Annotated in this window: 22 protein-coding genes; 18 read left to right on the top strand and 4 right to left on the bottom strand. The window is 32.0% G+C overall.

Features of this window, described 5'->3' with window-relative positions:
- Positions 1 to 78 precede the first annotated feature (78 nt).
- Entirely contained in the window at positions 79 to 1,548 is a 1,470-nt protein-coding gene (locus B5E79_RS05165) for a glycoside hydrolase family 1 protein (protein WP_087297207.1), read from the top strand.
- Between the two features lie 63 nt (positions 1,549 to 1,611).
- Here the strand turns inward: B5E79_RS05165 and B5E79_RS05160 are convergent, their stop codons facing one another.
- The gene (locus tag B5E79_RS05160; RefSeq protein ID WP_087244331.1) at positions 1,612 to 1,932 is read right to left on the bottom strand and encodes a PTS sugar transporter subunit IIB; all 321 of its coding nucleotides are present in this window, start codon (positions 1,930 to 1,932) and stop codon (positions 1,612 to 1,614) included.
- A gap of 156 nt (positions 1,933 to 2,088) precedes the next feature.
- On the opposite strand from B5E79_RS05160, the gene B5E79_RS05155 reads away from it, so the two are divergent.
- The gene (locus B5E79_RS05155; RefSeq protein ID WP_087297206.1) at positions 2,089 to 2,439 is read left to right on the top strand and encodes a NusG domain II-containing protein; all 351 of its coding nucleotides are present in this window, start codon (positions 2,089 to 2,091) and stop codon (positions 2,437 to 2,439) included.
- Positions 2,440 to 2,806: 367 nt separating this feature from the next.
- On the opposite strand, the gene B5E79_RS05150 is transcribed toward B5E79_RS05155, so the two are convergent.
- Positions 2,807 to 3,595 carry a Cof-type HAD-IIB family hydrolase gene (locus tag B5E79_RS05150; protein ID WP_087297205.1) on the bottom strand — a complete coding sequence of 263 codons (789 nt, stop codon included), beginning with the start codon at positions 3,593 to 3,595 and terminating at the stop codon, positions 2,807 to 2,809.
- A 130-nt stretch (positions 3,596 to 3,725) separates the two neighbouring features.
- On the opposite strand from B5E79_RS05150, the gene B5E79_RS05145 reads away from it, so the two are divergent.
- Both B5E79_RS05145 and gltA read left to right on the top strand, forming a co-directional pair.
- On the top strand, positions 3,726 to 4,574 hold the full coding sequence (locus B5E79_RS05145) for a sulfide/dihydroorotate dehydrogenase-like FAD/NAD-binding protein (protein ID WP_087297204.1): 849 nt from the start codon (positions 3,726 to 3,728) through the stop codon (positions 4,572 to 4,574).
- A complete protein-coding gene (gltA, locus tag B5E79_RS05140; RefSeq protein ID WP_087297203.1) occupies positions 4,574 to 5,962 on the top strand; it encodes an NADPH-dependent glutamate synthase in 1,389 nt (462 codons plus the stop codon). The genes B5E79_RS05145 and gltA overlap by 1 nt, the downstream gene beginning before the upstream one ends.
- Positions 5,963 to 6,118: 156 nt before the next feature.
- Here gltA and B5E79_RS05135 read toward each other — a convergent pair whose 3' ends face one another.
- A complete protein-coding gene (locus B5E79_RS05135; RefSeq protein WP_087297202.1) occupies positions 6,119 to 7,111 on the bottom strand; it encodes a LacI family DNA-binding transcriptional regulator in 993 nt (330 codons plus the stop codon).
- Between the two features lie 164 nt (positions 7,112 to 7,275).
- On the opposite strand from B5E79_RS05135, the gene B5E79_RS05130 reads away from it, so the two are divergent.
- The 6 genes from B5E79_RS05130 (at position 7,276) to B5E79_RS05105 (ending at position 13,972) form a co-directional block, all read left to right on the top strand.
- Complete coding sequence (locus B5E79_RS05130) at positions 7,276 to 8,784, top strand: UDP-glucose--hexose-1-phosphate uridylyltransferase (protein WP_087297201.1); 1,509 nt, start codon at positions 7,276 to 7,278, stop codon at positions 8,782 to 8,784.
- Positions 8,777 to 9,790 (top strand): aldose epimerase family protein, encoded by a 1,014-nt coding sequence (locus B5E79_RS05125; protein WP_087244324.1) that lies wholly within the window; start codon positions 8,777 to 8,779, stop codon positions 9,788 to 9,790. Before B5E79_RS05130 ends, B5E79_RS05125 begins: the two co-directional genes overlap by 8 nt.
- Positions 9,790 to 11,070, top strand: coding sequence for a galactokinase (locus B5E79_RS05120; RefSeq protein WP_087297200.1), 1,281 nt, complete (start codon positions 9,790 to 9,792; stop codon positions 11,068 to 11,070). Before B5E79_RS05125 ends, B5E79_RS05120 begins: the two co-directional genes overlap by 1 nt.
- Before the next feature lie 175 nt (positions 11,071 to 11,245).
- Positions 11,246 to 11,557 carry a zinc ribbon domain-containing protein gene (locus B5E79_RS05115; RefSeq protein WP_158095468.1) on the top strand — a complete coding sequence of 104 codons (312 nt, stop codon included), beginning with the start codon at positions 11,246 to 11,248 and terminating at the stop codon, positions 11,555 to 11,557.
- Positions 11,558 to 11,656: 99 nt separating this feature from the next.
- A complete protein-coding gene (locus tag B5E79_RS05110; protein ID WP_087244321.1) occupies positions 11,657 to 12,316 on the top strand; it encodes a helix-turn-helix transcriptional regulator in 660 nt (219 codons plus the stop codon).
- Positions 12,317 to 12,331: 15 nt separating this feature from the next.
- Positions 12,332 to 13,972 (top strand): putative manganese-dependent inorganic diphosphatase, encoded by a 1,641-nt coding sequence (locus tag B5E79_RS05105; protein ID WP_087297198.1) that lies wholly within the window; start codon positions 12,332 to 12,334, stop codon positions 13,970 to 13,972.
- Between the two features lie 56 nt (positions 13,973 to 14,028).
- Here the strand turns inward: B5E79_RS05105 and B5E79_RS05100 are convergent, their stop codons facing one another.
- Positions 14,029 to 14,808 carry a Cof-type HAD-IIB family hydrolase gene (locus B5E79_RS05100; RefSeq protein ID WP_087297197.1) on the bottom strand — a complete coding sequence of 260 codons (780 nt, stop codon included), beginning with the start codon at positions 14,806 to 14,808 and terminating at the stop codon, positions 14,029 to 14,031.
- 56 nt (positions 14,809 to 14,864) lie between these two features.
- Between B5E79_RS05100 and B5E79_RS05095 the strand changes: the two genes are divergently transcribed.
- The 8 genes from B5E79_RS05095 to B5E79_RS05060 are packed head-to-tail and all read left to right on the top strand — an operon-like array spanning position 14,865 to position 19,015.
- Entirely contained in the window at positions 14,865 to 15,554 is a 690-nt protein-coding gene (locus B5E79_RS05095; protein WP_087297196.1) for a glycerophosphodiester phosphodiesterase family protein, read from the top strand.
- A 7-nt stretch (positions 15,555 to 15,561) separates the two neighbouring features.
- Positions 15,562 to 16,080, top strand: a complete 519-nt coding sequence (locus B5E79_RS05090) for an AbrB/MazE/SpoVT family DNA-binding domain-containing protein (protein WP_087244317.1) — start codon at positions 15,562 to 15,564, stop codon at positions 16,078 to 16,080.
- Entirely contained in the window at positions 16,071 to 16,343 is a 273-nt protein-coding gene (locus B5E79_RS05085) for an RNA-binding S4 domain-containing protein (RefSeq protein WP_087297195.1), read from the top strand. Before B5E79_RS05090 ends, B5E79_RS05085 begins: the two co-directional genes overlap by 10 nt.
- 57 nt (positions 16,344 to 16,400) lie before the next feature.
- The gene (gene yabP / locus B5E79_RS05080; protein ID WP_087244315.1) at positions 16,401 to 16,694 is read left to right on the top strand and encodes a sporulation protein YabP; all 294 of its coding nucleotides are present in this window, start codon (positions 16,401 to 16,403) and stop codon (positions 16,692 to 16,694) included.
- A complete protein-coding gene (yabQ, locus tag B5E79_RS05075) occupies positions 16,694 to 17,116 on the top strand; it encodes a spore cortex biosynthesis protein YabQ (RefSeq protein ID WP_087297194.1) in 423 nt (140 codons plus the stop codon). Before yabP ends, yabQ begins: the two co-directional genes overlap by 1 nt.
- A complete protein-coding gene (locus B5E79_RS05070; RefSeq protein WP_087297193.1) occupies positions 17,077 to 17,370 on the top strand; it encodes a septum formation initiator family protein in 294 nt (97 codons plus the stop codon). The genes yabQ and B5E79_RS05070 overlap by 40 nt, the downstream gene beginning before the upstream one ends.
- 41 nt (positions 17,371 to 17,411) lie before the next feature.
- Positions 17,412 to 18,194: an alpha/beta hydrolase gene (locus B5E79_RS05065; protein ID WP_087297192.1), complete on the top strand. Its 783-nt coding sequence runs from the start codon at positions 17,412 to 17,414 to the stop codon at positions 18,192 to 18,194.
- Between the two features lie 2 nt (positions 18,195 to 18,196).
- Positions 18,197 to 19,015, top strand: a complete 819-nt coding sequence (locus tag B5E79_RS05060) for an HAD family hydrolase (protein ID WP_087244311.1) — start codon at positions 18,197 to 18,199, stop codon at positions 19,013 to 19,015.
- Position 19,016 lies beyond the last annotated feature (1 nt).

The following is a 19,016-nucleotide window of genomic DNA, read 5'->3' as shown; positions in this document are numbered from 1 at the left end:
TATGGCTATGCTCTTTTTTCTTACAAATAGAAAAAAATATTGTATAATAAAGTTATAAGGAAATGGAGGTAATAAAAAATGGGTTTTCCTAAAGGATTTTTATGGGGTGGAGCAGTTGCTGCCAACCAATGTGAAGGTGCTTATCTAGAAGATGGAAAAGGTTTATGTGTGCCTGATATGTTATTAGGTGGAGATGTGAATACACCAAGAACATTTTTACCAAAAACAGATCCTACAGCCTTTTATCCAAGTCATGAAGCTGTAGATTTCTATCACCATTATAAAGAAGATATTGCTATGTTTGCTGAAATGGGATGGAATGTTTTTAGATTTTCAATTAACTGGGGACGTATTTTCCCTAATGGTGATGATGAAGAACCAAATGAAGCAGGTTTGGAGTTTTATGATGATGTGATTAATGAATGTCATAAACATGGAATGGAACCTTTGATTACTTTATGTCACTATGAAATTCCATGGAATATTGTCACAAAATATAATGGGTTTACTGATCGAAGAGTGATTGATTTATTTGTAAAGTATGCAACAACATGCTTTAAACGATATAAGGATAAAGTGAAATATTGGTTAACTTTTAATGAAATCAATATTGCATGTATGGGTGAAGGAGGAATTGGAAATCTTTATGGTTTAGGAATGATGGATCCTGAAGATGTCAATTCAGATCACCGTATTCCATTGAATGAATTAAAGAGTGATCCACAAAAAATGTTTGAAGCTTTACATAATGAATTTGTTGCCAGTGCGTTAACTGTAAAAGCAGGACATGAAATTAACCCTGATTTTATGATAGGAAACATGATTGCTCATACAACAGTTTATCCATTGACACCAAATCCTAAAGATATTTTAGCTGCATATGATGAAGATGATTTCAAGAACAATTTCTGTGGTGATGTTCAGGTTCGTGGTGAATATCCATCATATATGTGGCGCTATTTTAAAGAAAACGGTATTGATACTTCTTATATTACTGAAGAAGATAAGAAAATTTTAAAAGAAGGAACAGTTGACTTCTATACATTCTCATATTATCAATCTAACTGTATCACTGTAAATAAGGATGTAGAAATGGCTAAAGGTAATATGACAGTTGGTGCTAAAAATCCTTATTTAAAAGCAAGTGACTGGGGATGGCAAATTGATCCAGACGGATTACGTTATACATTAAAATTATTAAATGGTCGTTACCCACATACACCATTAATGATTGTTGAAAATGGACTTGGAGCATTTGATAAGGTTGAAGAAGATGGCTCTATTCATGATGATTATCGTATTGCCTACTTAAGACCACATATTGCTGCTATGAAAGAAGCTATTGAAGATGGTGTTCCATTAATTGGTTATACAACTTGGGGACCAATTGACTTGGTTTCAGCAGGAACAGGACAATATGCAAAACGTTATGGATTTGTTTATGTGGATAGACATGATGATGGAACAGGTGATTTCTCTAGAAGTCGTAAAGACTCATTTTATTGGTATAAAAAAGTTATTGCATCTAATGGAGAAGATTTAGATTAAATAAAAAAAGGACATTTAGAAATGTCCTTTTTAAGTATTCATATGTTAGCGAATGTTTAACGCTTATTTTTTCCAATCTTCTAGCATTTTTAAAGCTTGGTCTAAAACTTTTTCACCGTCCATCATACCATAAGTACGCATGTCAATAACATCAACAGGGATAGCGTTTTTAACTTGTTCTTTGATAGAATTTAAACGGAAACGAACTTGAGGTCCAATAAGTAAAACATCACATGGATCAGCAGCATATTCTGTTGTAAGAGCAGTTTCACTAACAGCCCAAATTTTAGCTTCTAAACCTCTTTCTTTTGCAGCTTTTTGCATTCTTGTGACAAGTAAGCTAGTTGACATACCAGCGCTACATGCTAACATGATTTTAACCATATCAAGATTCCTCCTTATTTATAATATTTCTATATAAATATTATACACCTATCTTATCAATTATGAAATAACAAAGATTAAATTTCATAAAATTATTGACTTATGTGTCACTCTTGATTACCATAATAAAGAAAATAAAAGTAAAGGAAATCATATATGAAAAAGAAAGACATTATTTTTATTATTGGCTTATGTATTGTGATTGGCGCAATCTATTTTATTTATCAACTGACTCAAGATAAAAAAGGTGGTATTATAGAAATCCATTATCATGATGAAATTATTGAAACAATAGATATATCAAAGAATCAGACATATACTTTTGAAGGAGATTATGGTGAATTTCATTTAGAAGTGCAAGATCATCAATATCGTGCAGTCAATGTTGATTGTCCTAATCATGATTGTGAAAAAGTTGGTTGGGTTAAAGAAGGAAGTTCAAAAAGTATTATATGTGTACCAAATCAGATTTATGTTGTACAAGCAAATGTAGAAGCACAATACTAATCAAGAAAAACTGTGAATTAAGAAATTGTTCATAGAGAATTCATAAGTTCTCGGTAGTATATAAGTGTCTTAAGACAAGACATATAATATGATAAAATATAGACGATCCCTCTCCCTATATACCAATTCGTCTATAAAAGTAAAAAGAACGTTTCCCCACGTTCTTTTTTTGTGTTTAAAATGGCAATATTTAAAAAAGTTCACATAAAGTTCTTATGAAATTCACAATGAATTCATATGGCTGGGTTAATATATAAGTGTCTTAAGAAAAGACATATAATATGATAAAATATAGACGACCCCTCTCCCTATATATCAAATTCGTCTATAAAAGCAAAAAGAACGTTTCCCCACGTTCTTTTTACTTTTATATAAGATGAAAATGTTCTAAAGCATGTTGAATACCATCCTGGTTAACAGGGGTTGTTATGTAAGTGACTTGGTCCAATAAAAGAGGATGACTATTTCCCATAGCAACTGATTCATGTGTATAAGTTAACATAGGTAAATCATTAAGGGAATCACCCATACTTATAGTGTCTTTTAAGGTATATCCAAGATGATCAATCAAGTATTGAATACCAGTTGCTTTAGAATATGGAAGAGGCACAATTTCTAAGAAATCAATATCTCTTTGTATAATAAGAAAGTCGTTTTCTAATGCTTTTTTAAAGGCTTCAATTGGTGTGTCAGGTTGATACCAGACAGTGAGTTTATCAAAAGGAACATCCTCATGACTAGAAAAACTGTGAACTTGAAAATGAAGATCCTGATATTTCTTTTTAATAGCTTGAATAAAAGGGTGCTTTAAATGTTGTGAAAAATAAACACCATTTTTTCCTTCTAACATTGCATCGACCTGATATTGATCAATGCTTTGAATCACTTTTTTTCTTAGTTCAAAATCTAATTCAGTATGAAATAATATTTTTTGTTGATATTCGATATAGGTTCCACAACCACAGACATATCCATCAAAAGGAAGATCAGTGATGATCTTATCAATTGTAGAAATAGGACGACCGGTATTAATAAAACAAAGATGACCATTTTTTTGAGCTTTTTCAATAGCTTCAATTGTAGAAGCTGGCACAGATCCACTCTGTTCATCCAACAAAGTCCCATCTATATCAAAAAATATAAGTTTTTTATTCATAAAACATTTCTCCTTTTTTCATATCATAAGCTATGAATCCTATAGTGGTCAAGAGATAATGATGATGTTGTATTGCGAAAAAATTATCCCTGTGATATAATTTTTTAAACTACGAGAGGGGTTGATCGAAATGTATAAGATTTTACACAAAGAAAAATTAAATGATGTTGTAGAGTTAATGGTTGTTCATGCACCCCATGTTGCGAGAAAATGTGAACCAGGACAGTTTATCATTTTAAGAGTGGGTGATGATGGAGAAAGAATCCCATTGACAATTGCTGATTATGATAGAAAAAAAGAAACAATTACAATTATTTATCAAATTGTTGGATATTCTACAAAAGCATTATCTTTATTAAATGAAGGTGATGAAATTACAGATTTTGTAGGACCTTTAGGAGAACCAACAAAATTACATGCTTCAAAACATGTTATTGGTGTTGCTGGTGGTGTAGGAAGTGCACCACTTTATCCACAGTTAAGAGCTTTAGCACAAATGGGTGTTGAGGTTGATGTGATTATTGGTGGAAGAGAAGCACAATATGTTTTATGGGCTGATGAATTTAGAAAGTTCTGTAAAAATGTTTATATAACAACAGATAATGGCTCACTTGGTAGAAAAGGCTTTGTAACTCAAGTGTTAGCTGATTTGATTGAACAAGGTGAAGAGATTGATGAAGTGATTGCGATTGGACCAGTGCCAATGATGAAAGCAGTTGTTGCTGTTACAAAACCCCATAATATAAAAACATCAGTTTCTTTAAATCCAATTATGATTGATGGAACAGGTATGTGTGGATGTTGTCGTGTAACTGTTGATGGTAAAATTAAGTTTGCTTGTGTTGATGGACCAGATTTTGACGGGTTACAAGTTGATTTCGATGAACTGATGGCACGTCAAAGAATGTTTAAAGAAGAAGAACATCAAATGGATGAAAAAGCAAATCGTATGTGTAATTTAATGGGAGGTGTTCAATAATGCCTAATATGTCATTAGAAAAGGTGAAAATGCCTGAACAGGAACCTCAGATTAGAAATCAGAACTTTAAGGAAGTTGCATTAGGATATACAAAAGAACAGGCTATGGAAGAAGCTACAAGATGTTTAAATTGTAAACATAGTCCATGTAAGAATGGTTGTCCAGTCGGTGTACCTATTCCTGAATTTATTGCCGAAGTTGCAAAAGGAAACTTTGAAGAAGCATATGACATTATTACACAGGAAAATGCTCTTCCAGCTATTTGTGGACGTGTCTGTCCTCAAGAAAATCAATGTGAAGGGAAATGTGTTCGTGGCATCAAAGGAGAATCAGTAGGAATTGGACGATTAGAAAGATTTGTTGCTGATTATCATCGAGATCATGGTCAAAAGAAAGACAATCATATTGAAAAGAATGGAAAAAAGGTCGCCGTTGTCGGAAGTGGCCCTGCAGGTATGACTTGTGCAGGAGAATTAGCGAAAAAAGGATATGATGTGACTGTTTTTGAAGCTTTGCATAAAACAGGTGGCGTTTTATCATATGGAATCCCTGAATTCCGTTTACCTAAAGATTTGGTTCAAAAGGAAATTGATGGGGTCGCTGATTTAGGTGTCAAATTTGAAACAAACGTTGTTGTTGGACGTTCTATAACAATTGATGAATTACAAGAAGAAGGTTATGAAGCTATCTTTGTTGGAAGTGGCGCTGGACTTCCTCGTTTCCAAGGTATTCCTGGTGAAAATTTAAATGGTGTTTATGCAGCTAATGAATTTTTAACACGTGTCAATTTGATGAAAGGTTATGAATTCCCAAATCATCCGACACCAGTGAAAATTACTGAAACAGTTTGTGTTATTGGGGCTGGAAATGTCGCAATGGATGCTGCAAGAACTGCAAAACGTTTAGGAGCAAAAAATGTATATATTGTTTATCGTCGTGGTGAACAAGAAATTCCAGCCAGAGCTGAAGAAGTACATCATGCTAAAGAAGAAGGCATTATTTTCAAGTTACTTACAAATCCAGTCAAAATTGAAGGCAAAGATGGTTGGGTTAAATCTATGGAATGTGTAGAAATGGAACTTGGTGAACCTGATGAAAGTGGTAGAAGAAGACCAGTTGTTAAGGAAGGTTCTAACTTTGTTATTGAAACGGGAACAGTGATTGTTTCTATTGGTCAAAGTCCTAATCCATTAATCAGACAGACAACACCTGGTTTAGATACTCAAAAATGGGGTGGAATCATTGTGGATGAAGAAACAATGAAAACATCTAAAGATGGTGTTTATGCTGGTGGCGATGTTGTCACTGGAGCAGCTACAGTTATTTTGGCTATGGGCGCTGGTAAAAAAGCAGCTCAAGCGATTGATGAAGCATTAAAACAAAAATAAAACAGGGAAATGAAGTGATCTTTATGATCGGATTATCCAAATCATAAGGGTTGCTTCATCAGTCCTGTTTTTTTATTTATCCAATATATATTTTTTTAAAAAATTGATTATTTCAGTTGATAAACACGAAGTTTATCATATGATTTTTGTTAGAAATTATAAAGCTTGACATGATTCTCTTTCTACTAAATAACATGGGAGTTGAATACGCATTGGTAAGAGTTTGGTATGATCTTTAATAGCCTGATGAAGTAATCTGGCTCCAAATTGTCCCATATCAAATGCAGGAGCATAAAAAGTTGTAAGAGGCGGATATGTATAATTGCTGGCATCAATATTATCAAAACCAATAATAGAAATATCGTCAGGAATATGGAAACCATAATCATTCAAAGCTTTCATTGCGCCCATCGCAATCGGATCACTGGCAGCAAAAAGAGCTGTTGGTAAATGATGAGATTGAATCATGTTTGACATCATAGCATAACCTGATTCACTGGTAAATTCTCCTTCAATCATATAATCCTCATATTCTATTTGATATTCTTTAGCATATTTGATAAAAGATTTTTTTCTTATATCATCATAAGCTTGTCCATCATCTAAATATTCAACACCACCAAGATAACCAATCTTTTGATGACCTAGATCTGTTAAATATGTCAGAGTTTGTTTTAAAGCTAAATCAAAATCTAAAACAATTGAACATTCTTTTAAATTTTCATAATCCATATCCAATAAAATAATAGCATCATTATATTTTTTTAAAGTTTCAATATGACTTTTACTAAATTTACCTAGGCAAATAATCCCATCAATTCCCTTTAAAGACTTTTCAATGTTCACATCATCTTTAAATATTCTTCTTAAAATAATTCCGTTTTTGGCACAATAATCTTCTACACCATGACGTAAAGTTAAGTAGTAGGGATCATTGATTTCCTGTTGTAAAGAATACCATTGAATCAGACAAATATGAATACCAGGGTCATTTTTCTTTTTCTTTTGGTATTGCAGTGCTTTTGCGGCTTCTAAGACATTTTCTCTTGTTTGTTGAGGAACGCTTAATGTAGGATCATTGTTTAAGATGCGGGAAACTGTCGCAATTGAAACTTGAGCCATTTGGGCAATATCTTTTAAAGTGGCCATAATTACCTCCTTGTTTTCTATATTATATAGGAAAATGTTATAAAAAGCCATGAAATTCATAGAATAACTTTATAAGTAAAATTTTACTTAAAAATAAGTAAATAATGTTTGAAGTTTTGTTAAAAGCGTGGTATGGTATAGGTAAGAAAAGGGAGGATCAAAATATGAACCATGAGATTAATCAGTTAATACAATTTGGGTTAGATCATCATCTGATTCAAGAGGAAGATGTGGACTATACAGTCAATTTACTGTTGGATTTATTAAAAATGAATGAATTTTATAAAGAAGATATTCATGAAACGATTAGTGACAGTACAGGTATTTTAGAAAAGATGTTAGACTATGCAGTGGATAAGGGAATTATTGAAGATAGTATTGTGGAAAAAGATTTATTTGATACACGCATTATGAATTGTCTGATGCCTAGACCTAGTGAGGTGATTCGAGAATTTCGTCAACGCTATACTCATTCTCCTCAGGATGCGACAAAGTATTTTTATCAGCTTTCTATTGATTCTCATTATATTCGTAAAAACAGAACGGACCAGAATATTAAATTTCAAAAATATTATAAATATGGCAATATAGATATTACGATTAATCTGTCTAAACCAGAGAAAGATCCTAAAGATATTGCAAAAGCAAAGTTAGTCAAAACAAGTGGATATCCTCAATGTTTACTATGCAAAGAAAATGTAGGTTTTAGCGGTGATTTTAATCGTCCTGCCAGACAAAACCACCGTATTATTCCATTGAAATTAAATGATACAGATTATTATTTACAATACTCACCTTATGTTTATTATAATGAACACTGTATTGTTTTAAATAAGGAACATATTCCTATGGTGATTAATCAAGATACGTTTCAACATCTGTTATCCTTTGTTGAACAGTTTCCTCATTATATGTTAGGTTCTAATGCAGATTTACCAATTGTAGGAGGATCAATTTTAACACATGATCATTATCAGGGTGGATGTTATGAGTTTCCAATGAATAATGCAGATGTTATTAAAACAATGTCATGGGATAAATATCCTGATTTAAAGATTGAAATATTAAAATGGCCACTTTCAACAATCAGAGTAACTTGCCAAGATTCACAAAAAATTGTTGAATTTGCGACAAAAACATTAAAAGCATGGAAGAATTATTCTAATCCATCTCTAGATATTCTTTCACACAGTGATCAAACACCACATAATACCATCACTCCAATCGCAAGAATGAAAAATCATGACTATCAAATGGATCTTGTCTTAAGAAATAATCGAACTTCTCAAGAACATCCTGATGGTATTTTTCATCCTCATGCTTCATTGCATCATATTAAAAAAGAAAATATTGGTTTAATAGAAGTGATGGGCTTAGCAGTTTTACCAGCACGTTTGAAAGTGGAATTGGAATTATTAAAAGACTGTCTATTAGGAAAAAAAGAAATCAGTGAATATCCTGAATTACAGAAACATGAATTATGGTATAATGAAATCAAAGAAAACTATCAGATTCAAGAAGATACGGTTGATGATGTTTTGAAAACAGCTCTCACAATAAAGTTTGTAGAAGTTTTAGAAGATGCTGGTGTTTTTAAAATGAATGATGAAGGTATTGAAGCGTTTTGTAGTTTTGTAGAGTCATTATGTAAGGAGGAGGATAATAATGATTGAAGTGATCAAACATATAGATGATCAAATTGATTTGATTTCTATGAAAAATGAACAATTAGAAGTTGTTGTATCCAATTATGGATGTACAATTATCAAAGTTATCATGGCAGATAAAAATGGACATAAAGATGATGTCGTTTTAGGTTATGATGATTTTACACAATACCAGACATTAGATGCTTATTTAGGAGCGTTGGTAGGAAGAGTTGCTAATAGAATTAAAGCAGGACAATTTAGTTTAAATGGTCAAGATTACCATTTGGCTGTTAATAACGGTCCTAACCATTTACATGGTGGGATCAAAGGATTTAGTTATCAGGTTTTTGATTATACAATTGAAGATGAACACACATTAAAACTTCACTATTTATCAAAAGATGGAGAAGAAGGTTATCCAGGTGATTTAGATTTAACAGTCATATATACATTAAAAGATGATACTTTAACAGCTCATTATCAGGCAACATCATCAGCAGATACACTTATTAATATTACAAATCATTCATATTTTAATTTGTCAGGACACAAAGAAAACATCTATCAGCATACTTTACAGATTCATGCATCCCAATTTGCCTGCGTTGACTCTGATGGTTTAACAACTGGTGAATTGAAAGATGTTGAAGGAACACCATTTGATTTCAGACAACCTGCACTTATTGGTGAAAGAGTAGAACAGGATGATGAACAGTTAAAAATTGGTAAAGGATTTGATCATCCATTTCTTTTTGATACGCAAAGCAATCAGGTGATTTTAACTCATGAGCCAACAGGAAGACAATTGATTGTGTCAACGACTTTACCACAAGCTCAGATTTATACAGCTAATTATTTGGATGGAAGATTAGGAAAATATGGAGAACGCTATTATGCAAGAGATGCTGTATGTATTGAAACACAGAATATGCCTGATGCGATTCATTTAGAAGAACATCCAACAACACTATTAAAGAAAGGAGAAACATATGATGAAATAACATCATATCAGTTTAAAGTTATTCAATAATGAAAAAAGCAAGTTTAATTATTCAAGATATTCAAAACAATGTTTATAATGATACATTTTTAGATATTTATGTTGATCAAGAACAATTAGAACATCAAAAATTAAGATATGTTCAAGCTATTGAAAAATTCATTGATTTATATGGTGATCAGGAAGTCAGCATTTATAGCACACCTGGAAGAAGCGAGGTTTGTGGAAATCATACTGATCATCAACATGGTGAAGTTTTAGCTGCAGCTATTAATTTAGATATCATTGCAGTCGTTGCAAAAGATGATACAAAGATTAAAATTTTATCTGATGATTATGATATTGAAGCTATTCACATTGATGATTTGACATTAAGAGAAAATGAAAAAGAGTCATCAGAAGGATTGATTCGTGGTATTCTTGCTAGATTCCAACAACTTCAACATAAAATTGGTGGCTTTGTGGGATATATGACAAGTGATGTTTTACAAGGATCTGGATTATCTTCATCAGCTGCCTTTGAAGTGATGATTGGAACAATATTATCAGGTATGTATAATGATATGAAAGTAGATCCTGTCACAATTGCGAAAATTGGTCAATATAGTGAAAATGTTTATTTTGGAAAACCATGTGGATTAATGGATCAATGTGCCTGCTCAGTGGGAAGTTTGATTCATATTGATTTCAAGGATAATGAAAATCCTATTGTAGAAAAAATAAATGTTGATTTTCCACGTTTCCATCATAGTTTGTGTATTGTTGATGTCCATGCTTCACACGCTGATTTAACAGAAGATTATGCGTCTATTCCTGAAGAATTGAAAGAAGTCGATCATTTCTTCCATCAGGAATACTTAAGAGATGTGGACGAAAAAGAATTTTATGAACATTTAACTGAAGTCAGAGAAGCAGTCAATGACCGTGCTGTTTTAAGAGCCATTCATGTCTTTAAAGAAAATAAACGTGTTCAACAGGCTGTTCAGTCATTAAAACAGGAAGACTTTGATACTTTTAAGACAATTGTCAAAGCTTCAGGAGAAAGTTCGTTTAAATATCTTCAAAATATTTATTCTAATCATTATGTTGGACAACAGGCTGTTTCTTTAGCTCTCGCATTGTCTGAAAATTTATTAGGAGCACATGGAGTATGTCGTGTTCATGGTGGTGGTTTTGCTGGAACAATTCAAGCTTTTGTAGAAGATGATTATGTTGAAGCATATAAACAGGGAATTGAAAAATATTTTGGTGAAGGAAGCTGTCATATTTTAAAAATCAGAAAATATGGTGGTATGAAAGTTATTGATTAAAATGATAGGAGACTTAATTTCTATAAAAGAAGTTAAGTCTTTTGTTTTATAGTTTGGATTATGTTTGTTTTGTTATTGAATTTAAAATGATATAATAATATGAAGAAGAGTTATTTTAAAAAATTGAATATGATAATGATGTCATAAAAAGATTGTAGAAAAGGAAGTGGTTTTTGTGTATTGTCATTATTGTGGAAAAGAGGTTCAGGAGGATATGCAGTATTGTCCAAATTGTGGCTATCCCTTACAAAATTCACCATATGTCTATCATGAAACAGATGCACCTAGTTTTTTATTTTCTCTGATCTCCTTTTTTGCGCCACTTGCAGGATTGGTTTTATATATCATTTGGCGTAAAGACTTTCCTCAAAAAGCGAAGTCCTGTATGAATGGTATGATATGTGGCATCATTGCAGAAATTCTTGTCACAATCTTTTTGAGGAGCTATCTTTCACAGAATATAATGGGAGTGATGATCAATATATGATTGATGCATCTATAGAAATTTCATAATTAGTTTTTATCATGATAAAAAAGCTATCTCTTTTTGAAAATATAGTGTATAATCACATTGGAGGCGAAATTCATGTATAAATTATTAGAACCCTATGCAAAGTTAGTTGATTTTTTAGGGGAGGCTTTAGGTGATAATGTGGAAGTAGCGCTTCATGATCTCACTTCCAAAGAACAGGAAATTGTTGCGATTGCGAATAGTCATATTTCTGGTAGAGAAATAGGTGCTAAATTATCTAATTTATCTATTCATTACTTAAAAACAAAACAATATAAAGATCATGATTATGTCATGAATTATAAAACAACAGGTAGTGATGGAAAATTACTTCGTTCAGCAACATACTTTATCAAAGAAGATGGGCAGGAAATGCCTGTAGGAATGCTTTGTGTCAATGTCAATATTTCTGATTATGAATATATAGAAACGACATTAAAAAGAATTCTTGGTATTAAAGAACGTAAAGACGTAGAATTTAAGCTTGATAATCCAATTGAGATTTTATCATCACCATTGGATGAAATGATTGATAAATATATTAAAGAATGCCTGGAAAAAATGGGCTTTCCAAGTTATTTTCTAGTTGAAAGATTAAATGTTGAAGAAAAGATCAAGGTTGTCAAATACTTACAGGAAAAAGGAACATTTAAAGTCAAGGGTGCAATTGTACTTGTTGCTGAAAAATTGGCTGTTAGTGAACCGACAATTTATCGTTATTTAAAGAAAATGTAGAGAAAGGGGATAGACATGAAAGATATTGTTTTTGTCAGTGGGCATAAAAATCCAGATAGTGATTCTATTTGTAGTGCGATTGCTTATGCCAATTATTTATTTACAATTGGACGTTATAATGCGGTACCAGTCAGATTAGGAGAAATTAATAAGGAAACGGAATATATTTTAAAAAGATTCCATACAGAGATTCCAGTTTTATTAAAAACTGTTAAACAGACAGTTGAAGACTTAGAATATGATAAAGTGACAGTCTTTTCAAAAGAATTAACATTAAAAACAGCATGGTCATTAATGAAACAGCAGAATTTAAAAAGTGCTCCAGTATTAGATGATCATAGTCAGTTATTGGGATTATTATCAACTTCTAATATTATTGAAGGATATATGGATCAATGGGACAGTCAAATTCTAAAAGAAGCAAATACACCAATTGAAAATGTGATTGATACATTGGATGCAAGTATTCTTTATTTGGATAAACAGTTAAAGACAATCAAAGGCGAAATTCATATTGCCGCTATGACTGGCGAAGAAGCTAGTAAACGTGTGCATGAAAATGATGTTGTCATTGTAGGTGGAGATCGTGATGAAGCGATTGAACATTTAATGAATAAAAAGATATCATTGATTATTTTAACTGGATCACTTTCTATCTCTAAAGAATTATTACAGCGTTGTGCAGATGCACATATGAGTGTCATTTCAACACCATTTAATACATTCATGGCATCACAACAAATTATTCAGGCTGTGCCAGTAGAATATGTGATGCAAAAAGGTGGTTTAACAACTTTTTCAACTGATGATACAGTCGATTATGTTAAAGAAGTCATGAGTGAAACACGTTATCGTAGTTACCCAGTTATTGATTTTATGGGTAGAGTTGTTGGATCTATTTCACGTTATCAGGTGTTAAATGGAATGAAGAAGAAAGTCATTCAAGTCGATCACAATGAAAGAAGTCAGGCTATTGATGGCATTGAAGAAGCTGAAATTTTAGAAATCATTGACCATCATAGAGTTGCTGATATTCAAACAGTTGGACCAGTATTATTTAGAGCTGAACCAGTTGGATGTACTGCAACAATTGTAGCAAAATGCTATAAAGAATCTGGTGTTGAGATTCCTCAAGATATGGCTGGTTTAATGTTAGGGGCTATTATCAGTGATACATTGTTATTTAAATCTCCGACATGTACACCAACCGATACCAAAATGGCTAAAGAACTTGCAGCTATAGCTGGAGTAGATATTCAAGAATTTGGTATGAGTATGTTTAAAGCAGGAACTTCATTGGTTGGTAAAACTGTTGAAGAAATCTTCAATCAGGATTATAAGAAGTTTACATTTGGTGATTTATCAGCAGGTGTTGCACAAGTCAATACAATGGATATTGAAGGATTTGCTCCATATAAAAAAGATATGCTTGATTATATGGAACAGGTTGCAAAAGATAATCATATGGAATTTACAATGTTGCTTTTAACTGATGTTATTAATGCGACAAGTGAAGTTTTAGTCGCAGGGCCTCGTAAAGATTATGTGGAAACAGCTTTCCATGTTGAACTTGTTGATCAGCAGGCAAGTTTACCTGGTGTTATTTCAAGAAAGAAACAAGTTGTACCTGTGATTACTGAAGTTTTAACACAATAAATCAAAGGACAAGGTTTTCATGCCTTGTCCTTTTATCAAAAATGATAAATGAATATTTAGATGATATGATGTCTTTTGAGTGCCTGATAAATACCATCATGATCAATATCATCAGTGACTTCATCAGCGGCTTCTTTGACTTCATCCTTTGCATTTCCCATTGCAGCACCAATGTTAACTAACTTTAACATGTCTATATCATTATGCCCATCACCAAATGCCATTGTTTCTTCAAGTGAGATATGATAGCTTTTTAAAACTTCTAAGATGCCATTTTGTTTACCACCTTTTTTTGGAATGATATCAATGGCTAAATCATGCCAACGTGTATATTGGCAGTGGGGCATCTGTTGGAGAATTTCTTGTTCTTGTTCAACTGTAATATCATAAGGAATGACTTGATAAATAGGATAAGTCAAACCACGTTTTAAATCACCTAATTCAGGTAAAGGAGTAGAAATGGCCTTTTGAACCGTTTCAACAGCTTGATTGTGGTAATTGATATACATTTTATCATCTTCAACAAAAATACATGGAAATGGTTTTTGATCAATGAAAGAAAGAATTTGTTGAATATCTTGTGGATCAATTGGTAAATCATAAATCACTTTGTTTTTGTTGTAACAGTATTGACCATTAAGTGTAATATATCCTTCAAATTCTAAATCATCTAAAGGTAAATCCCTGATTTCAGAAATATGTCTTCCTGTTGCGATAAAAGTATAAATTCCTTTTTCTTTTAATAGTTGCAGAGCTAATTTGGTAGATTCAGGAACACTTTGTGTTGAGTGTGATAAAAGAGTTCCATCAATATCAAAAAATATAGCTTTAATCATTTGTAACACCTCACATTTATAGTATAATATTATAGCATAGTGCAGGTGATAAAGATATGAAATTATTCGCTCATAGAGGATATAGTGCTCAGTATCCAGAAAATACCATGGAAGCTTTTGTTCAAGCTTACCAAAAAGGCTTTGATGGCGTGGAAACAGATGTTCATATGACCAAGGATGGTCAACTGGTTTTGATTCATGATGAAACCATTGATCGAACAAGTGATGGAAAAGGATATATTCAAGACTACACATATGATGAATTAAAAAGATTTTCATTTTCTCATGGATCTGCTGGTTATTATCCTTTACCATTATTAAAAGATTTGCTGACTTTTATTCAAGATAAAGATTTTTTAGTCAATATTGAACTTAAGACAGATGTTATTCATTATACTGAGCTTGAAGAAAAAGTGCATCAGCTGGTCTGTCAGTTAGGTGTTGAAAAGAAAATTTATTATTCATCATTTTATTTACCATCAGTATTAAAAATGAAAAGTCTTTATCCACAAGGATATGTAGGATATTTAATGGAAGAAAATTATGATAAAAAATATCAGGAGCTTCTCAAATATCATATTGGTGCTTTTCATCCACGTTATGATTTTTTAAATAGCCAAAGAATCAAACAATTAAAACAACACAATATTCTTGTTGCTTCATGGACAATTCCTGATTTTAAAGAATATCAAAGATTAAAAGAATTGGGAGTGGATATACTAATATCAAATGAATATTTGAGGTGAAAGAGTCATGAAAACAACTGGAATGGTTAGAAGAATTGATGATTTGGGAAGAATTGTTATTCCTAAAGAAATTAGAAAACAGTTAATGTTGAAAGAAGGAGAAAGTGTTTCGTTTGCAGTAGAACATAATCACATTGTTTTAACAAAATTTTCTATCTTGCATAAATTAAGTCCCACAATTCAAATCTTATTAGAACGTCTTTATAGTAAGTATCATAATACATTTTTACTGTGTGATAAAAGATGTATTGTGGTCTGTTCATCAGATGGACTGGCTAAATATCAAAGACGTGATTTAACAAAAGATTTTCTATTATTATTAGATCAAAAAGAACAGCATATTGAAACGACGATGGAATTTTATGGTAAGCAGGAACAAGTGACTATTTATCCATTGCTTTGTGAACAGGAAATACAAGGGGCTTTGATTATGTTAAGTCATCAGACACCTTATTATTTAATGGATCAGACTTTGCTGGATTTTGTGAAAGATATTATTGAGGAGGAAATAGAATCGTGCGTTTAGATAAATTTTTAAAAGTATCAAGAATTATTAAAAGAAGAACTTTGTCCAAAGAAATGAGTGAAGCTTCACGTGTTAAAGTGAATGGAAAGGTCGCAAAACCTTCCACTCAATTAAAGATAGATGACATCATTGAAGTAGAATTTGGACGTAGTATTCTTGTGGTGAAAGTCAAAGAATTAAGAGAACATGTTTTAAAAGATGATAGTCATATGTTATATGAAATTATAGAAGAGAAGAAAAAGCCAGAGGTTACAATTTTGTAGACCTCTTTTTAGCATAATTCTTTTTGATATACATATGTTGATGTAGGAGGGTTGAATATGGATAATAGTTTACATTTTGAACAGACGCCTTATCATCATGTATGTTTAAAAGATCGTAAAAGTTTAGAGTTAACAGGAGTTAAAAAAATAGAAAGTTTTGATGCATATGAATTTTTGATTGAAACATCCCTAGGTTATTTAAATATTACAGGAAGTGAACTGACGTTAGTGCGTTTAGATCAAGATCAAAATGAAGTCAGTATTCGTGGCAATATTGATAGTATCAGTTATGTTTCAGATAAGAAAAAGCAACATCCTAAAGAAAAAATGTTTAATAAACTCTTGAAATAATGTCTTTAATTGTACAGTTTCAATGTCTGTTTTATTCCTTTTTATTTGGTTTTATCATGACGGGTGTTTATCATATCATGAATCGTTTGTTGTATGGTGTTCCCATGTTTTTAAGATACATTTGTCAATGTCTGATAGGTATCTGTTTTGGAATGCTTTATTTCTATGGTTTGGTGTTCTTGAATGAAGGAATTTTAAGACTTTATTTTTTTATTTTTATGTTGATGGGATATTTGTTATATAGTCATTATTATGCGTATTATCTTTTGTACTTTTTAGAAAAGATTGTATCTATTTTCAAAAGAATATTCTCACCTTTTATCTTCTTTTTTCGTTATATTAATGGTATAATACAAAAAAGAATAGGAAGGATGAAGAGAAAATGGCAAAAAAGAAAACACCAAGATATAAAAAACTCTTAGGCTTTGTCTATATTGGTATTTCTGCTTTGCTGATTTATACCCTAGGAGTGAATGCTTATCGTGTCATAGGTCAAAAGCAGCAGCTCGCACAACTAGAAGAAAGAAAGGCAGAATTAGAAAAGGAAAAGAAAGAATTATCTGAAGAAGTGGAACTTTTAGCGGATGATGATTATGTTGCCAGATATGCCAGAGAGCAATATATTTTTCCTGATGATGGAGAAGAGGTTATTAAATTACCAGAAACAAAAAAATAAGCTCGGGCTTATTTTTTTGTCTTATCAAAGGAGGTTGTGAAATGTTTGTATCTTTTTGTTTTCCCATGAAAACATTACAGCGAGAACGTGAAATTATTGTATATTTACCAGATGATTATTATCAACAAAATAAAGATTATCCTGTTCTTTATATTCAAGATGGACAAAATGCTTTCTTTGATTATTCCTCTTATTGTGGTATAAGTTGGGGATTTTTAGAGTATGTCAAACAAACAGGAATGGAAATCATCCTTGTCGCCATTCCATGCAATGAAACAGGTTTTAAACGTATGGATGAGTATGGTCCATGGAAGATTAATGAAGCATTGTCTTATCAGGAAACGGGTCAAAAAGGTATGATTATTGGTGGAGAAGGAAAAGCTTATATTGACTGGTTAAAAGATGAGCTTAAACCTTATATTGATCAACGTTTTCGTACCCAAAAAGAAAATACTGGTATTGTGGGTAGCTCTATGGGGGCAGTCATTAGTGCTTATGGGGCTCTTCGTTATCCTGATGTTTTTAAAAAGTGTGCGGCTTTATCTACCGCTTTCTGGTTTTATGTTGATGAATTTTTAGATGTGATCAGGCATCAACAATATAGTCAGGATAATCGTTTTTATTTGGACTTGGGTGAATTTGAAAGTGGTGATGATCAAAAGATTAATCAATGGTACATAGAAAGCAATCAAATCATTTACGAGCAATTACAATCTCGAATAGAACATCTGGAAGCCCATTATTTTGAAGGGGCTGGACATAATGAAAGCGAATGGCGTCAAAGAGTGCCTCTATTCATGGCGTTTTTATATGAGGAGGAATGATCATGTATCAAATGATTTTATCTGATTTAGATGAAACATTGTTAGTCAATCATCATGTTCCTAAGTTTAATCAGGAAGCTATCAGACAGCTTAAGGATGTTAAGTTTGTGCCAGCGACGGGACGCTCATTTTCAATGATTGAAGATATTCTTGAAGAAATTGGAACAGCCAAGCAGGCCCATGAATATTCTATTTGTTTTAATGGTGGGCTGATTGTAGAAAATCAAAATGCTCAAATATTGTCTTTTCAGGGATTAACTTTTGATCAGGCTAAACAACTTTTTGACTTAGGAGAAAATTATGATGTATGTATTATGATTTTTACATTAAATCATTGTTATTTATTTAAACCAGATCCAACGGAGATTGCAAGAAAAAAAGCTCAAAAAGCAGCGTTTACGGTTATAGATGATTATCATATGGATTTTTTAAAAAATGAAAAGATTGCGAAATTTTTATATGTCAAACCTGATATGGATTATTTAAAGAGTGTTGAACAAGATTTACCAGAGGATATCAAAAAACAGTTTTCAATCAGTTATTCATCATATCGTTATCTAGAATTTAATCCTTTAGGTGTCAGTAAAGGGGCAGCATTGAAATGGTTAGCTAATTATCTCCATATAGATAAACAAAATGTGATTGCGATTGGTGATAATTATAATGATGTTTCGATGATTCAGGAAGCTGGTTTAGGTGTTTGTGTGGCTGGAGGAGCTCAAGATATTCAAGCCATCAGTGATTATGTTACAACGGTGGACTATGATCAGGGAGCTGTTAAAGAAGTGATTGAAAAATTTATTTTAAAGGGGGAAAAATAAA

Source organism: Massilimicrobiota sp. An134, from assembly GCF_002160815.1.
Classification (GTDB): Bacteria; Bacillota_I; Bacilli_A; order Erysipelotrichales; family Coprobacillaceae; genus Allocoprobacillus; species Allocoprobacillus merdigallinarum.
The sequence above is the reverse complement of the archived record's forward strand: the minus strand, read 5'-3'. Positions and strand labels throughout refer to the sequence as shown.

Bases quoted from the DNA above. Each gene is read 5' to 3' on its own strand.
- B5E79_RS05110 (WP_087244321.1), top strand. From the start codon at position 11,657: ATGTATAAATTATTAGAACCCTATGCAAAGTTAGTTGATTTTTTAGGG.
- B5E79_RS05125 (WP_087244324.1), top strand. From the start codon at position 8,777: ATGATTGAAGTGATCAAACATATAGATGATCAAATTGATTTGATTTCT.
- B5E79_RS05135 (WP_087297202.1), bottom strand. From the start codon at position 7,111: ATGGCCACTTTAAAAGATATTGCCCAAATGGCTCAAGTTTCAATTGCG.
- B5E79_RS05070 (WP_087297193.1), top strand. From the start codon at position 17,077: ATGGCAAAAAAGAAAACACCAAGATATAAAAAACTCTTAGGCTTTGTC.
- B5E79_RS05130 (WP_087297201.1), top strand. From the start codon at position 7,276: ATGAACCATGAGATTAATCAGTTAATACAATTTGGGTTAGATCATCAT.
- B5E79_RS05065 (WP_087297192.1), top strand. From the start codon at position 17,412: ATGTTTGTATCTTTTTGTTTTCCCATGAAAACATTACAGCGAGAACGT.
- yabQ (WP_087297194.1), top strand. From the start codon at position 16,694: ATGTCTTTAATTGTACAGTTTCAATGTCTGTTTTATTCCTTTTTATTT.
- B5E79_RS05090 (WP_087244317.1), top strand. From the start codon at position 15,562: ATGAAAACAACTGGAATGGTTAGAAGAATTGATGATTTGGGAAGAATT.
- B5E79_RS05160 (WP_087244331.1), bottom strand. From the start codon at position 1,932: ATGGTTAAAATCATGTTAGCATGTAGCGCTGGTATGTCAACTAGCTTA.
- B5E79_RS05060 (WP_087244311.1), top strand. From the start codon at position 18,197: ATGTATCAAATGATTTTATCTGATTTAGATGAAACATTGTTAGTCAAT.
- gltA (WP_087297203.1), top strand. From the start codon at position 4,574: ATGCCTAATATGTCATTAGAAAAGGTGAAAATGCCTGAACAGGAACCT.
- B5E79_RS05145 (WP_087297204.1), top strand. From the start codon at position 3,726: ATGTATAAGATTTTACACAAAGAAAAATTAAATGATGTTGTAGAGTTA.
- B5E79_RS05100 (WP_087297197.1), bottom strand. From the start codon at position 14,808: ATGATTAAAGCTATATTTTTTGATATTGATGGAACTCTTTTATCACAC.
- yabP (WP_087244315.1), top strand. From the start codon at position 16,401: ATGGATAATAGTTTACATTTTGAACAGACGCCTTATCATCATGTATGT.
- B5E79_RS05155 (WP_087297206.1), top strand. From the start codon at position 2,089: ATGAAAAAGAAAGACATTATTTTTATTATTGGCTTATGTATTGTGATT.
- B5E79_RS05105 (WP_087297198.1), top strand. From the start codon at position 12,332: ATGAAAGATATTGTTTTTGTCAGTGGGCATAAAAATCCAGATAGTGAT.
- B5E79_RS05095 (WP_087297196.1), top strand. From the start codon at position 14,865: ATGAAATTATTCGCTCATAGAGGATATAGTGCTCAGTATCCAGAAAAT.
- B5E79_RS05165 (WP_087297207.1), top strand. From the start codon at position 79: ATGGGTTTTCCTAAAGGATTTTTATGGGGTGGAGCAGTTGCTGCCAAC.
- B5E79_RS05120 (WP_087297200.1), top strand. From the start codon at position 9,790: ATGAAAAAAGCAAGTTTAATTATTCAAGATATTCAAAACAATGTTTAT.
- B5E79_RS05150 (WP_087297205.1), bottom strand. From the start codon at position 3,595: ATGAATAAAAAACTTATATTTTTTGATATAGATGGGACTTTGTTGGAT.